The following is a 14,660-nucleotide window of genomic DNA, read 5'->3' on the forward strand; positions in this document are numbered from 1 at the left end:
ATTGACTGCGATGCCCGCTGTGCTGTGACTGATTTTTTTTGCAAATTTCAGTTGCCAAGATCACGCTTTAACGGCAATCTGGTCATATTTATATGATAAATAACGAAGACCTAAAATGACATCATATCTACTCTCGATTGATCAGGGCACGACCAGTTCCAGAGCTATCCTGTTTTCCCTGGATGGCAAACCGCAGGCCTGTGCCCATGAAGAATTCACTCAGCATTACCCGGCGAATGGCTGGGTTGAGCATGACCCGGCCGATCTGTGGCAGACAGTGTTACGCACTTGCCGCCAGGTCATAGCCCAACAACAGATCAGTGCCAGCCAGATAGTGGCAATTGGCATAACCAATCAACGCGAAACCACCCTGGTCTGGGACAGAGCGACCGGTGAACCGCTGTATCAGGCCATTGTCTGGCAAGACAGGCGCACCACCGCCTATTGTGAAGCATTACATAGCGAGGCGGTCAGTCAGCTCATCGCCGACAAAACCGGTTTATTGCTGGATCCGTATTTTTCTGCCAGTAAAATTGGCTGGATCCTTGATCATGTGCCCGGCGCCCGCGAACGCGCCTGCCGTGGTGAACTGGCTTTTGGCACTGTCGATAGCTATTTATTATGGCAACTCACCGGCGGTCAGGTCCACCGCACTGATGCCACCAATGCCTCGCGCACTATGCTGTTTAACATCCATCAGCAATGTTGGGATGAAGAATTATTGCAGTTGTTTAATATTCCGGCCGCGCTGTTACCGGAAGTGATGGACAGCGCCGCCGACTTTGGCCGCTGTTTGCCCGAATGGTTCGGGGCTTCAATCCCGGTGTGCGGCATTGCCGGCGATCAACAAGCCGCGTTGTTTGGTCATGCCTGTTTTGAACAAGGCATGGCAAAAAGCACTTATGGCACCGGTTGTTTCCTGATGCTGAACACCGGTGATACGGCGTTAAAATCCAATAATAGATTGTTGACCACTGTGGCTTACCGGCTCAATGGCAAGGTCACTTATGCCATCGAAGGCAGTATTTTTATGGCAGGCGCCACCATGCAATGGATTGTCGAAGGGCTGAAACTGCTGCGCCATGCCGGCGAAAGTGAAGCCATGGTACAGGATGTGCCGCTGGATCATGGTGTGTTTCTGGTGCCGTCTTTTACCGGCTTGGGTGCGCCTTATTGGGATCCGAATGCCCGTGGTGCCATTCTTGGTTTAACCCGCGATTCCGGCATCAGCACTATAGTGGCAGCTGCGCTGCAGTCTGTTGGTTACCAGACCAAGGATTTACAAAAAGCGATGGAACGCGATGGCCTCAGACCCAAGGTGCTGCGGGTTGATGGCGGTATGGTGAAAAACAACTGGGTGCTGAGTTTTCTGGCCGATATTCTTGGTGCTGTGGTCGAGCGGCCGCAGATTATCGAAACCACTGCGCTTGGGGTAGCTTATCTCGCCGGGTTACAGGCCGGCGTCTTTGCCTCAACCGCCGAATTGGCAACGCTGTGGCACTGCGAACGGCGTTTTGAGCCAAGTATCAGTGTGGAACAACGGAATCAGTTGTACTGTAAATGGCAGCATGCAGTGGCCCAGGTCCGACTCTAACCAGCCTCATCCAGCTGCCAACCAAAATCGTCCCCCAGCAGTTGACAAGGCTGCTGGGTCGATGTTGGCTGGGCGTAATGGGCTGATAAGTGTGAGAAAAAACTCACTGTTCAGACCAATTGCCGCTTGTTTTTTGCCTGATCTAGCCATTATCATGAGATATATATTATTTGTATGATAATTAAGGTGGGACAGATGAGCGCGACAGAAGCAGAAATTGATCTGCTGGTGATCGGGGGTGGCATCAATGGCACCGGTATTGCTGCCGATGCCGCGGGTCGGGGCTTAGCCGTCTGGTTATGTGAGCAGCAGGATCTGGCAGCAGCCACTTCATCCAATAGCAGTAAACTGATCCACGGTGGTTTACGTTATCTGGAACATTATGAATTCCGTCTGGTGCGGGAAGCGCTGGCAGAGCGGGAAGTGCTGTTAAAAAATGCGCCACACATTATGTGGCCACTGTTATTCCGGTTGCCGCATCAACCGCATTTAAGACCGGCCTGGCTCATCCGGTTGGGGTTGTTTTTATACGACAACCTGGCGAAACGGTTAACCTTACCGGCCTCGCGCGGTATCAAGTTTGGTGCTGACAGTCCGTTACAAGGGCAAATCAGCCGCGGTTTTGAATATGCCGATGGCTGGGTTGATGATGCCAGACTGGTAGTGCTGAACGCCATAGCTGCCCATCAGCATGCTGCCCGTATTCTGACCCGGACCCGTTGTGTTGCCGCCCGCCGGATGCAGGACCACTGGCTGGTCACGCTGCAACCCCAAGCCCTGGCCGGACAAGTGACGCCACCCGTCATCATGCTGAAGGCCAAAGCCATCGTGAATGCGGGCGGCCCCTGGGTGGCCCAGTTATTCAGTGACGCCCTGACGGAAAAAAGCCCACAACAGATCCGGCTGGTGAAAGGCAGTCATATTGTGGTGCCCAAGCTGCACGATCAGCCCCATGCCTACATGCTGCAAAATCAGGATCAGCGGATTGTGTTTGTCATTCCTTATGAGCAGCACTTCTCATTAATTGGCACCACAGATGTCGAATATGAAGGTGATCCGGCAGCTGTTGCCATCAGCCCGGCTGAAATTGATTATTTACTGCAGATCAGTAACAGTTATTTCAAACGCCAGCTTAGCCGCAGCGACATCGTCCATAGTTTTTCCGGTGTCAGGCCGCTATTAGATGATGAGTCTGTCAATGCACAGGCCGTTACCCGCGACTACAAACTGGAGCTCAGTGCTGTGGAACAACAGCTGCCTTTGTTATCGGTGTTTGGTGGCAAAATTACCACTTACCGCAAACTGGCTGAAGCTGCCGTCGACCGGTTGGCGCCGTTTTTTCCGGCGATGACCGCACGCTGGACTGCCGACACACCTCTGCCTGGTGGTGATTTTGCCAACAGCCAAAGCCTGGCGCAACAACTGCAATTACAGTATCCCTGGCTGCCGCTGGCCATCCGGCAAAGATATCTGCGCAGTTACGGCAGTCGCAGCCATTTATTGCTGTTAAGGGCACAAAGTGTGGCTGATTTAGGTGAACATTTTGGCGCAGGCTTATACCAGGCCGAAGTGGATTATCTGTGTCAGTATGAATGGGCATTGCAGGCCGAGGATATTCTGTGGCGGCGCAGCAAACTGGGTTTACAACTGGAGGTGGCTCAGCAGCAAAGACTGCAGCAATATCTGCAAGCAACAACGCAACAACAACAACCTCCAGCGCGGCAATTGGCTTAGGCTATCGCTGGCAGGGTGCAGGCAGTTGCACTCACTTTTATTGCCAAGGATCCGGTTTTGATGCTCCCAATGCGGCGTTAATCCGGCATCAGTTGTTGCGCCAGCGCGACTCGGGCAAAACCGGCCAAAGTCGCGGCGGTGACATCAATCGACACAGTATCAATCGCCATGCTGGTCAGCGCCTGGCTAAAACACTGCCGCAACATCGGATTGCCAATCAGCACCACTTCCGGCGGAAATTGCCACTCTAATGCCTGCATGGCCGCTTTGATATCACTGCCAATCAACAGCCCGGATAAATAAGCCCGGCCTTCAGTGGCCGAGTCTCCGGCAAATAACTGGCGGGAACGCACACTAAACAAGGTATGCAATAAATCGGGCTGCTGCTGGTGCAGACTGTAGGCAGCGCCAAGAGAAAAACTATGCCAGCAAAACGGCTCCGTCTGCGGCAGTTTGGGCAACAACACGCTCTGATGGCACAATAAATCAAACAATTCACCGGTCAGCGCTGTTTTGAAATATTCAATCACGCCATCTCTGAGCAGCACCCATTTGGTATGAGTGCCGGGTAAACATAACAAATGCTCGCCTTGCTCATATTCAGGATACATCTGGCATAAACCAAGAATTTGCAGCTCTTCACCGCGCATGGCATCAAATTGCTGACCGGGTAAACGGCAACTTAAACCCGGCATGATGCTGATTTGATAATGATCGCAAGCGAGCGGCTGCGGATGTTGCAGAATTTGTTCTGGCCGGATTGGGCAGGCCAGATAAGCCGTTTCCAGCCAGCCAATACTGGAACCAATCTGGCCAGCCAGATAGACGGGTAACGGACCATATTGCGTCAGCCAGGGACTAATCAACGTCAGTAAAGTCGATTTAAAATCAGTCTGGACTTTTTTCACGCCAGGCCCGGTCAGACTGCCCAGCACTGTCACTTCACCACTGCGACTGAGTTGACAACAATAAGCCCGCAGATGACTGGTGCCCCAATCGACCGCAATATAACAGCACAAAACCGGCTCCTGCTGCCGCAATCAAACTCTCCCGCCGTCAATACAAATAGCCTGACCTGTGATCAACGCACTTTGGTCGGACGCCAGAAACAGTGCCAGATTAGCCACATCCTGCGGCTTGATAAATTGTTTTAATGCAGCCGCTGCCAGCCATTTTTCCTGCTCGTCCGGCGTGAACCAACTGGCCAGTTGACGTTCAGTCGCAACCCAACCTGGTAAAATCGCATTGACTCTGATGCCATCGGCACCAAAGTCTTTGGCCAGCGCTTTGGTCAAACCAATCAAGCCGGCTTTGGCGGTGACATAACCGGCCATTTCCGGCTGACCAGACAACGCATTAATAGAACTAAAATTGATGATGCAACCTTGCTGCTGCGCACGCATCAGCAAAAAAGCGGTCTGAGCGGCAAAAAAGGCCGGGTCCAGATTCACCTGCATACATTGTTGCCAATCACTCACTGACACCTCAGGACTGGGCTGGCGTCTGTCATTAGCAACATTATTAATCAGCACATCCAGCCCGCCCAGAGCCGCCGCTGCATCCTGTAAGGCCTGCTGCAATAACGCCGGTTTAGTCACATCCACAGCCCGGAACCATAGAGGTTCAGCACATTGCGCTTGCAACGCTTCGGCCGCAGCAGTATCAATATCAATAAAAGCCACTTTGGCCTGTTGGGCGGCAAAACTACGCACCATGGCAGCACCAATACCAGTAGCGCCGCCGGTAATAAACACAACTTTCTGTTTCAGGCTGGGATAGAACGTGGCTGCAGTCACCTGAATGTCTCCGGTTTTATCTGATTTAATCATTGTGCCTGTACAAAGGAGCCGAAAATACAACAACGATGAAAATAAAAAATATGTTTTAAAAATAATAAATTGACTACAATAACAATAAAAATAATGGCCAAAAAGCCAACAGTCAGAAAAAGTTATATCATATCTGCAGGTATTTTAATATGATATATTATGTTAACGAAAATTCAGGGATAGCTGCAGATGAAGACTGAACCAAGACAGAATTTAACCCATCAACTGACGCATGATTTGGGTTTAGCCATAGTGCAGGGGGTTTATCCAGTTGGCACAGGTTTACCTTCAGAAGCAGATCTTTGTATTGAATATGATGTCAGTCGCAGCTCAACCCGCGAAGCAGTAAAAATGTTATCGGCCAAAGGGCTTATTTCATCAAGGCCCAAACAAGGCATCCGGGTATTACCAGAAAGCAGCTGGAATATGTTTGATACGGATGTATTAAAGTGGATCCTCAGCAGCAAACCTTCGCTGGCATTGCTGAAAGAATTTACCCAGGTGCGGGTAGCGCTGGAACCCCAAGCCGCCGCGCTGGCTTCAGTGACAGCCACTTATCAACAATTGGAAGCCATTGAAAAAGCCCTGGCACGGATGGTCGAAGCTGAACAAGGACTGGATGACCCACTGGAAGCCGATATCGCCTTTCACACTAGTATTCTGGCGGCCAGCAATAACAGATTTTTTCTGCAACTCACTGAATTTATTAGTACGGCTCTGCGGGTCAGTATTCGCTACACCAATAGGATCAAAGGGGTACCTGGCGCAGACGTGCAAAAACACGCTGACATTCTGCACACCATTAAATCACGCAATCCGGAACGGGCGAAAAAAGCGGTCGAAACCATTCTGGACGAAGCACTGGAACTGATTGAATCTAAACTGGAATAAATGGCCATCAGCTTAAGCGCTGACGGCTATTTCGGATGCGCTGGCTTAGACAGCCTGCAGTTCAAACACCAGTGCAGTTTGTGGATGGGTGATTGGCATTTGCAAACCAAACTGCATCAGGGCTTCGCCTGTCATCACTGCGCCTTCAATTTTACTCAGCACTGAGGCTGAATATTCTTTCAGTTGCAACGGCCACAGCAGGCTGATGCGATAGGACTGCTGCGGCAATAAGCCAACAAAACGATATCTGGGCGGCATAGTCCGGGCAGTTTCCGTCACACTGTTATAAGCAAACAGGGCTTTGTGCTTTTCAGGCGCCACCAAACCAAAATTGAGGCTATAACCATCCGGATCTAACCGGTACAAGTCGGCATTGTGGATAAATTCACGCTGCGACTTATGCAAAGCAATGGCGGCTTTCAGGGCCTGGCTTTCAGCCGTGGTTAATTCGCGCGGATCCATTTCAATGCCCATATGACCGAACATGGCGACCGCTGCGCGCATTTCCAGGCTGATCCGACGGCCGGTAATATGGCAATCTCGTGGCCCGACATGTGCTCCCATCACATCCGATGGGAAAAAGAACGAACAACCACGCTGAATTTGCAATCTGTCTAAGGCATCGTTGGAATCCGAGGTCCAGACGCGGTCGGTATGGGCCAGCGCACCATAGTCAACTCTGGCACCGCCAGAGGAACAACTTTCAATTTCCAGGCCGGGATGTGCTGCTTTGAGTTTATCCACCAGCGCATACCAGGCCAGTGTTTGCTGGTGCACTGCCGGCTGACCGATACCGTTGCCCGGATGATTCAGATCACGGTTGATATCCCATTTGATATAAGCAATCTGCGGGTACTGCCGCAAAATCGCATCAATGGCAGCAAACAAATACTGACTGACTTCAGGCCGGCTCAGATCCAGCACCAGTTGATTGCGAAAGCGCAGTTGCTGATTATTGGCGGTACTGAGCACCCAATCCGGATGCGCCCGATACAGATCACTGTCGGGATTGACCATTTCCGGTTCAAACCAGAGGCCAAATTCCATCCCCAGCGCATTGACATGACTGATCAGCGGCGTCAGTCCTTCAGGATAAATACTGTGATCGACAGTCCAGTCCCCCAGCCCGGCATAATCGCCACGCCGGCCTTTAAACCAGCCGTCGTCCAGCACAAAACGTTCGACCCCAAGTTCTGCCACTACCTCAGCCAGTTGCTTTAAGGTTGCTACATCATGGTTAAAATAGATGCCTTCCCAGGTGTTGTAATGCACAGGCCGTGGTTTTTGCCGTTGCGCCTTGCTTAATAGCTGTTGCCGGACAAAACGGTGGAAATTACGCGACAAGGCACTAAAGCCATCTGCTGCATAAGAGGCATATAAAGTTGGACTCTGGTAACCTTGCCCCGGCTGCAAAGCCAGCTCGCCAGGTAACAATAGTTCACCCATCTGCAGGTAACTGCGGCCATCGGCCAGTAATTCCAGCCGGGTGCGGTGATTGCCGGACCAGCCTAAATGAAAACCATAACACTCACCCTGCTGCTCGCCAGTGTGCGGACTGTGCAGCAACAGCGCCGGGAAATTATCATGGGAGGTTTTGCCTTTGCGGTTTTCACGCAAAAAACTGCCTAGAAATAAATCAATATCACGACGCTGGAATTCATTCGACCAACGTCCTTCAAAACTGGTTAACCGGGTCAGGTGATCCGGTAATTGCAGCGTCGGTGCAGCACACCAATGCACTTGCATCTGATGTGCCGACAGGTTACGCACTGCAGTCCAGGCTGCGAGCACATCAGTGGCCGGGTCCAGCGTCAAATGATGCGTCAGTTCAATGCCACGCAGGCTATCAAGACTCACAAGTTCGACACTGTGCTCAGATAACCGGCGCACCTCGGTCAGCTGTGGCCCGACCGACCAGGCCAACTGCTGATCAGATAGTTCCAGACCCGGCGCACCGGTAAAACCTTCGGCATTGAGCGGCGACAATGACACTGGTGCTTCCAACACCGGCGAACATTTTGCTTCCTGCCGGCTGGCCAAGATTGACAACATTTCGCCTTGCGTCTGTGCAGACAAGCGGACACCAAAATACAACAGCGCCGGCGTCCGCTGCCGGCAATCTAGGATCAAAGTTAACTTAGCACTATGTAAACTAATAAAAGCTTCAGGACTCGTCATGCAGCAACATCTCCACGGCAACCGCCGTATCTAAATTTCAGAAATTTCAGGACAGCCACCTTTTAAAACCCAATTCAGGACAGCCACCTTTCAGCAATAATTGATGGCTGTCCTGTTTCTCAACTGTAGTCCTGTTTCTCAACTGCAACTCAAGGTGTTGCGAAAACAGTGGTTAGTAAACAGGCATAGGATTAGACAGTCACCACAAATAATAATAGTATATATCATACAAATTAACGTTGCGTCCAGCTGGTCTGGCTGGAGCGTCATTCATCGCCGTTCAGCAGGTTGTTGGCGGCAACAAGGAGCAAAACATGTTAGGTGTATGTTATTACCCGGAGCATTGGCCGGAAGCGATGTGGGCGACTGATGCCAAAGAAATGGCTGAACTTGGCCTGAAATATGTGCGGATCGGCGAGTTTGCCTGGTCGCGGCTAGAATCTGCCCCTGGTGTTTTTCATTTTGACTGGCTGGACCGTGCCATTCAGACACTGGCCGACGCGGGTTTACAGGTGATCATGTGTACCCCGACAGCCACACCACCCAAGTGGTTGATTGATTTATATCCGGATATTCTGCCGGTTGATATTAAAACCGGTCACAGCCGTGGTTTTGGCTCACGCCGGCATTATGATTTTTCCAGTGAAAACTATCGCCGGGAAGCGATGCGGATCTCGACAGTGCTGGCGCAGCGTTATGGTCTACATCCAGCAATTTGTGGCTGGCAGACCGACAATGAAATCGCCTGTCATGATACCACCCACAGTGGTTCCGCCAATGCCAGAACAGCGTTCCAACACTGGTGCCAACAGACTTATGGCGATATCGACCGCCTAAACACCGCCTGGGGCAATGTGTTCTGGTCGATGGAATATCAGAATTTCAGCCAAATCGAATTACCCATCCTGGCTGTCACTGAAACCAGTCCATCGCATCAGCTGGCTTACCGGCGTTTCAGCTCGGATCAAGTGGTCAAATTTCACGATGAAATGATCGCGATTTTGCGCCAATATGCGCCAGGTCAGTTTATCACCCACAACTTTATTCCGATGCACGATACGCAGACGGACAACTTCGCGCTGGCGAAAAATCTTGATTTTGTCAGTTATGACAACTATCCGCTTGGCCGCACCGATCTGTTTTTTGCCAATGCGCCAGCCAACGAATTTAAACGTTTTATGCGCACCGGCCATCCGGATTTTTCCAGTTATGCTTTTGACCAGAGCCGTGGTATCAGTCAAAGTGGTTTTTGGGTGATGGAGCAACAACCTGGCCCGGTGAACTGGGCACGGCATAACCCCAGACCAGAAGCGGGTATGGTTCGGCTTTGGACCTGGCAAGCCTTTGCGCATGGTGCTGATACTGTCTGTTACTTCCGTTGGCGTCAGGTACCTTTTGCCCAGGAACAAATGCATGCCGGCATTAAACGTAACGATAACTCCCCTGCCAGCGCTTATGCCGAAATAGCCAAAGTTCGCGACGAATTAGCCTTAGTATCTGATTTAACAACACAACAAGTGCAGGCTAAAGTTGCCATCGTCATGACCACAGAAAATCAGTGGGTCACTGAAATTGAACGTCAGGGTGACAGTTTTAATCAGCACAGAGTTGAGTTCAGCTGGTACAGCGCACTGCGCCAGTTAGGCTTGGCCGTTGATTTTATCTCGCCGGACAGTGAGTTAACGGGTTATCAATTGGTGGTGGCGCCTTGTTTGCCAATCGTCAGCCAGGCTTTTGTTGATCGCTGTAAAGCGAGTCAGGCCCTGTTGGTGTTTGGTCCGCGTTCAGGCGCAAAAACGGCTGAATTGTCACTGGTGCCACAACTAGGTCCAGGTTTGTTGCAGCAATTAGTGCCGGTTAAAGTGCTGAGTACTGAAACCATCAGACCGGATTGTTACGAAAGCCTGCACTTTACCGATGCCAGCGCTGCGTCAGCCCAGTATCAAAGTACCAGTTGGCGCGAAGAGTTGGCAGTGCCGGCTGATGTGACAGTACTGGCGCGTTACCATGATCAAAGTCCGGCGGTGGTGCAACATGGCAATTGCTGTTATGTCGCGACCTTAACCTGTCAGTCCTTCCTGCTGGAGCTTTTTGCCAAGCTCGCCACTGCACAACAAATCCCGCTGTTGCGTCTCAACGACGACCTGCGTGTGGTGCAACGTGGCGCGCTGCAATTTGTCTTTAACTATGGCAGTGGCAGCCATAGTTTCGATGCGCCGGCAGGTGCCAGCTTCCTGATCGGTTGCAGCCAGCTCGCGCCATTTGATGTGGCCGTCCTGCAACTCGCCACAACCAATGGCTGATTGAGCCCTGACAGGTAGCCTGTATCAGCTAGCCTGTACCAGCCAGCCTGTCCCTACCGCCAGGCCGTACCCATAAAAAAGCCGCAGATTTTGACTGCGGCTTTTTGGTTGATGGCTTGCTCAGACCTGCTTTATGGCTGTCTCAGAACTGCTTAGCGAAGCGGCTCAGCGACTTTCTGGTAGTGGCTCTAACCGGCCTGACCAGGCCGTCTGTTTACCGAAAGCGAACTTATTCAACAATAAGGCAAAGGCAACACAGCTGAACAAGGTCACTGGCATCAGATGGATATAATGCCAACTGGAATAGAAAGGAGAAAAACTGAAGGTCAGCGAACCATACAGCAAGACGCCAAACAACACAGCCGCAATAGCAGCACGGGCATCAACATTTTTAAACAATAAACCGACAATAAAAATCGACAGGATCGGCATGCTAAGCAGACCATTCAGTTGCTGCAGCAAATTAATAATACTGTCTGCTTGTTGATAGACCGGCACCAGGATCAGCGTCAACAACGTCAGCGCCACAGTGACAAAACCACTGAGTTTAATCACATCCGGATTTTTCTTTACATAAGCCTCGTGAATATCACAGACATACAAAGCAGTCGCCGAATTGAGCAGACTGTTATAGGTCGACAATACGGCCGCCGCCATCGCCGCGGCAAAAATACCACTGAGCCAGCCTGGCATCAGGTCGCCCACGATGCGGCCATAAGCACTATCCCCAATGTCGCCATATAACTTGTAAGACACTATACCTGGCACCACCACAATAGCCGGCACCACCACAATACGAATAATCGCCGCCGCATACACGCCTTTTTGCGCTTCTTTCACACTGGGTGCCGCCATCGCCCGCTGAGTGATCGTCTGATTGGTGCCCCAATAATACATCTGAATAAAAATCATCCCGGTCAGCAGCGTTGGCCATGGCAAGGGTGAATTTTCATCGCCAATCAGCGTCAGCCGTTCGGCCGGGATGCCGGAGAAATCAAAATTAATCGCCACCAGCGCCAGGATCACCACCAATACCGCCATGCCCAGTACTAGCACGCCATTGTAAGTGTCAGAAACCGCGACAGCCCGCAAGCCACCAAAAAAGGCATAGACAGCGCCAACCAGAGCAAAAATGGTGGCGATATACATCAAAGGGATATCCACTTTGAACATGGTTTGCATCAATAAGGCACCGGAGTAAATCACCGCCGGCATATAAATCAGGGCGTTGCCGAGGAAAAATAACCCACCAATCACAGCACGGATATGTTTGTTGTGATAACGTTTTTCCAGCAATTCAGTGGTGGTGGTGCAGTTATAACGGTAGTACACCGGAATAAACACTTTGGCCAGAATAATCAGCCCTAACACAGCGGCTAACTCCCACCAGACCAATAATGCCATCTGGTTACCATTCATCCCAACCAGTTGATCGGTACTTAAATTGGTCAAGGTGATCGACCCTGCGACAAAAATCCAGCTCAGGCCACCGCCGGCCAAAAAATACTCTTTGTTCTGGTTCTGTTGTTGCCGATTCTGACCGCGGCATTTCAGATAGGTTAACCAACCGATGAGGGCGGTCACCAGGGTAAATACAATAAACTGGAGCTGATTATCGGACATAGCAAAAATAACCTCTAAAAAAATTTACAAAAATGCTGCTGAAACCTCAGGCGGCAATAACAGACCGGCTAAGCTCCAACCGGACGCTTTTCACGCCAGGCAACTCAGGCCGCTGGTTATGCCGGCGGATCAAGCCATTTAACTGATAAATCGACATCAAGATGCCATGTAATAACGCCAGATAACCTTGTTGCTGTAATTGGCTAAGTTGCTCCAGGCTCAGACTTTGCAGCTTGTCTTCATCGACAGTAGCCAGACCCTGAATGGTTTGCAGGCTGCCGTCCTGCATCTGCAACACCAAATCCACAGCTTTGAGTAACTGCCACTGCACTAAAGTGCGGCAAAATTGGTAAGTCAGAAAATCCTGCTGTACATCCGCGCCGAGCAGCGCGCGTTGCCGGCTCAGATACAAGGTAGGTTGGCCGTTGCCGTCAAATAAAGCATCGCCTAAAGGCACAGCCGGGTCTGTCGCTGCTGCTGTATCGAAGGTCTGTGGCGCAGCACACAATGCTGTTAAATCAACGCCTAAACGTTGTTCAGCCACTGCCGGGCCGCCGAGCGAAAATAACGGATAAGTCTGCAAACACATCGGCAGATAGAGCGCTTGCCACTGCGCCTGTTGCACCCATAAATTCTGACCTGGCACAAAACTGCACAAAGCTGACACCAGATACTGTCCATTGCTGGCTCGGCTGAAAAAAACCGGCAGATCACAAAGAACCCGACCTATTTCATGCGCCCGCAGATTCAATAAATGTTGCCGGGCAGCATAACTGCCAGCCGCAGTCGCAGGCACGATCAGCTGTTGCACTGTGGCTGGATTTAATTCGGTGATGTCCATGCTTAACCTCGGGTTCCGGCCAGCCACTGCTCGATGTAAGCGCGGTGTGGCGGTAGACTTTGTAACAGTTGCGCCGTCAGTTGCTGATTACGGCGCAGAATTTGGCTGGCTTGCTGCTGTTGCTGGTACAAATAAGACTGCGGGGAAAAATCCGGTTTAAAGCCCATGCCATACAACACATATTGATAACTGGCGGCCGGGAACAACTCCAGAGCGCTCGGAAAGTCTGCAATCACCGGGCCGCGATGACGCCACAACGCCAGATCTTCCTGTAAAGAAGATGGCCAACTGGCAACATCCAGATGAGCTTGCCAATAAGGCTCTGGCCTTTGCGTCAACATATAATGTAGTTTCAGAAAATCTAAAATACGTTGCCAGCGATAGTCCATTTGCTGATTAAAACGTTTCGCCACCAGCGGCATCAAACTGCGATCTGCCGGCAAGTTGTCAGCGACAAAACGGGCTGAGATTTCCACCAGCATAATGGCGGTAGCTTCCAGCGGCTCGACAAAACCGGCTGCCATGCCAATAGCCACACAGTTATGCTGCCAGAATTTCTGCCGGTAACCACTTTGATAACTGATTTTGCGGGCACTCACCCCCTCAGCTGCCGGTCCAAGATAACGTCGCAGATTGTGCTCAGCTTCATCATCGCTGAGAAACCGGCTGGCGTAGACATGACCCACACCACGGCGGTGCGTCAGACCAATATCCCAAATCCAGCCAGCATTTTGCGCTGTGGCAATGGTATGACATGCAACAGGCGCATCTGGCGTAGCATATGGCACTTGCATCGCCAGTGCACTGTCATTAAATAAAAGGTGATCAACAGGTTGGAACGGTACCTGCAAAGCCTGCCCCAATAACAAGGATGCAAAACCAGTGCAATCAACATACAAGTCTGCCCTCAGCGGCAAGCTTTGTCCGCTGAGCTGTAACCCGGCAATACTGCCATCGGCAGCCAGCATCACCTGTTGCACTGTGGCAACAAGGTGCTGTACGCCCAACTTCGTTTTGCAGTGTTGTTTCAGTAAATCGGCAAAAGCACCGGCATCCAGATGATATGCATAATTACACTGGCCCTGGTATTCGCTGTCCGCCAAAGTTCGGGGCGCCAGTCCGGCTTCACAAATCTGCTGTTGAAAATTGCAGCTTTGGGCGTACTGACTGATATCGTCAACATAAGGCGCTAAATCAAGCCGGCCGTAACCCAGCGGTAAGGTAAAAGGATGGTAATAAAAATCGCCGTTGCCATGCACCCAGTCAACAAATTTGCCGCCTTGTTTAAACACGGCATGACAGGCACTAAATAAATCCTGCTCTTTTAAACCAATTTGTTGCAAGGTATTTTTCATCGTCGGCCAGGTCCCTTCGCCGACGCCGACACTGGCAATATCGGCTGATTCAACCAGTATCACCCGCAGCCCGTCCGGCTGCTGACTTTGATGCTGTGCCGCAATGACTGCCGCCGCTAACCAGCCGGCAGTACCGCCGCCCACAATGACCACTGTTTTCACTGCCTGTGTCATGGTTCTGCTCACGTATAATAAAAATATGCTGCTAGAAGGTAACACTTCAGCGATGCTGACAACAGGGTGGTTTCGACCGACCTGAATGTCGTATCTGAATCAAATCATGCAGATACCTGACCTCGTTAAGTGTTGCTG

The 14,660-nt window shown here is 51.1% G+C and carries 10 protein-coding genes; 4 read left to right on the top strand and 6 right to left on the bottom strand.

Annotated features, from left to right (window positions below):
- Positions 1-115: 115 nt before the first annotated feature.
- Together glpK and glpD are read left to right on the top strand one after the other, a co-directional pair.
- Complete coding sequence (gene glpK, locus AC53GJ_RS19235; RefSeq protein ID WP_496730012.1) at positions 116-1,594, top strand: glycerol kinase GlpK; 1,479 nt, start codon at positions 116-118, stop codon at positions 1,592-1,594.
- A 195-nt stretch (positions 1,595-1,789) separates the two neighbouring features.
- Positions 1,790-3,328 (top strand): glycerol-3-phosphate dehydrogenase, encoded by a 1,539-nt coding sequence (glpD, locus tag AC53GJ_RS19240; protein WP_496730013.1) that lies wholly within the window; start codon positions 1,790-1,792, stop codon positions 3,326-3,328.
- Positions 3,329-3,405: 77 nt separating this feature from the next.
- Here the strand turns inward: glpD and AC53GJ_RS19245 are convergent, their stop codons facing one another.
- Positions 3,406-4,347, bottom strand: a complete 942-nt coding sequence (locus AC53GJ_RS19245; RefSeq protein WP_496730014.1) for a 2-dehydro-3-deoxygalactonokinase — start codon at positions 4,345-4,347, stop codon at positions 3,406-3,408.
- A gap of 21 nt (positions 4,348-4,368) precedes the next feature.
- A complete protein-coding gene (locus tag AC53GJ_RS19250) occupies positions 4,369-5,124 on the bottom strand; it encodes an SDR family NAD(P)-dependent oxidoreductase (protein WP_496730015.1) in 756 nt (251 codons plus the stop codon).
- A gap of 222 nt (positions 5,125-5,346) precedes the next feature.
- Here AC53GJ_RS19250 and AC53GJ_RS19255 point away from each other — a divergent pair, with 222 nt between their 5' ends.
- Complete coding sequence (locus AC53GJ_RS19255) at positions 5,347-6,048, top strand: FadR/GntR family transcriptional regulator (RefSeq protein WP_496730016.1); 702 nt, start codon at positions 5,347-5,349, stop codon at positions 6,046-6,048.
- Between the two features lie 45 nt (positions 6,049-6,093).
- Here the strand turns inward: AC53GJ_RS19255 and AC53GJ_RS19260 are convergent, their stop codons facing one another.
- A complete protein-coding gene (locus AC53GJ_RS19260) occupies positions 6,094-8,226 on the bottom strand; it encodes an alpha-galactosidase (RefSeq protein ID WP_496730017.1) in 2,133 nt (710 codons plus the stop codon).
- Between the two features lie 314 nt (positions 8,227-8,540).
- Between AC53GJ_RS19260 and AC53GJ_RS19265 the strand changes: the two genes are divergently transcribed.
- Positions 8,541-10,529: a beta-galactosidase gene (locus tag AC53GJ_RS19265; RefSeq protein ID WP_496730018.1), complete on the top strand. Its 1,989-nt coding sequence runs from the start codon at positions 8,541-8,543 to the stop codon at positions 10,527-10,529.
- A 165-nt stretch (positions 10,530-10,694) separates the two neighbouring features.
- On the opposite strand, the gene AC53GJ_RS19270 is transcribed toward AC53GJ_RS19265, so the two are convergent.
- The 3 genes from AC53GJ_RS19270 to AC53GJ_RS19280 are packed head-to-tail and all read right to left on the bottom strand — an operon-like array spanning position 10,695 to position 14,522.
- A complete protein-coding gene (locus AC53GJ_RS19270) occupies positions 10,695-12,152 on the bottom strand; it encodes an SLC5 family protein (RefSeq protein WP_496730019.1) in 1,458 nt (485 codons plus the stop codon).
- A gap of 46 nt (positions 12,153-12,198) precedes the next feature.
- Entirely contained in the window at positions 12,199-12,993 is a 795-nt protein-coding gene (locus AC53GJ_RS19275) for a SapC family protein (protein WP_496730020.1), read from the bottom strand.
- 2 nt (positions 12,994-12,995) lie between these two features.
- Positions 12,996-14,522, bottom strand: a complete 1,527-nt coding sequence (locus AC53GJ_RS19280) for a tryptophan halogenase family protein (protein WP_496730021.1) — start codon at positions 14,520-14,522, stop codon at positions 12,996-12,998.
- Positions 14,523-14,660: the final 138 nt, after the last annotated feature.

It is taken from the genome of Rheinheimera sp. B2H12 (assembly GCF_059620065.1).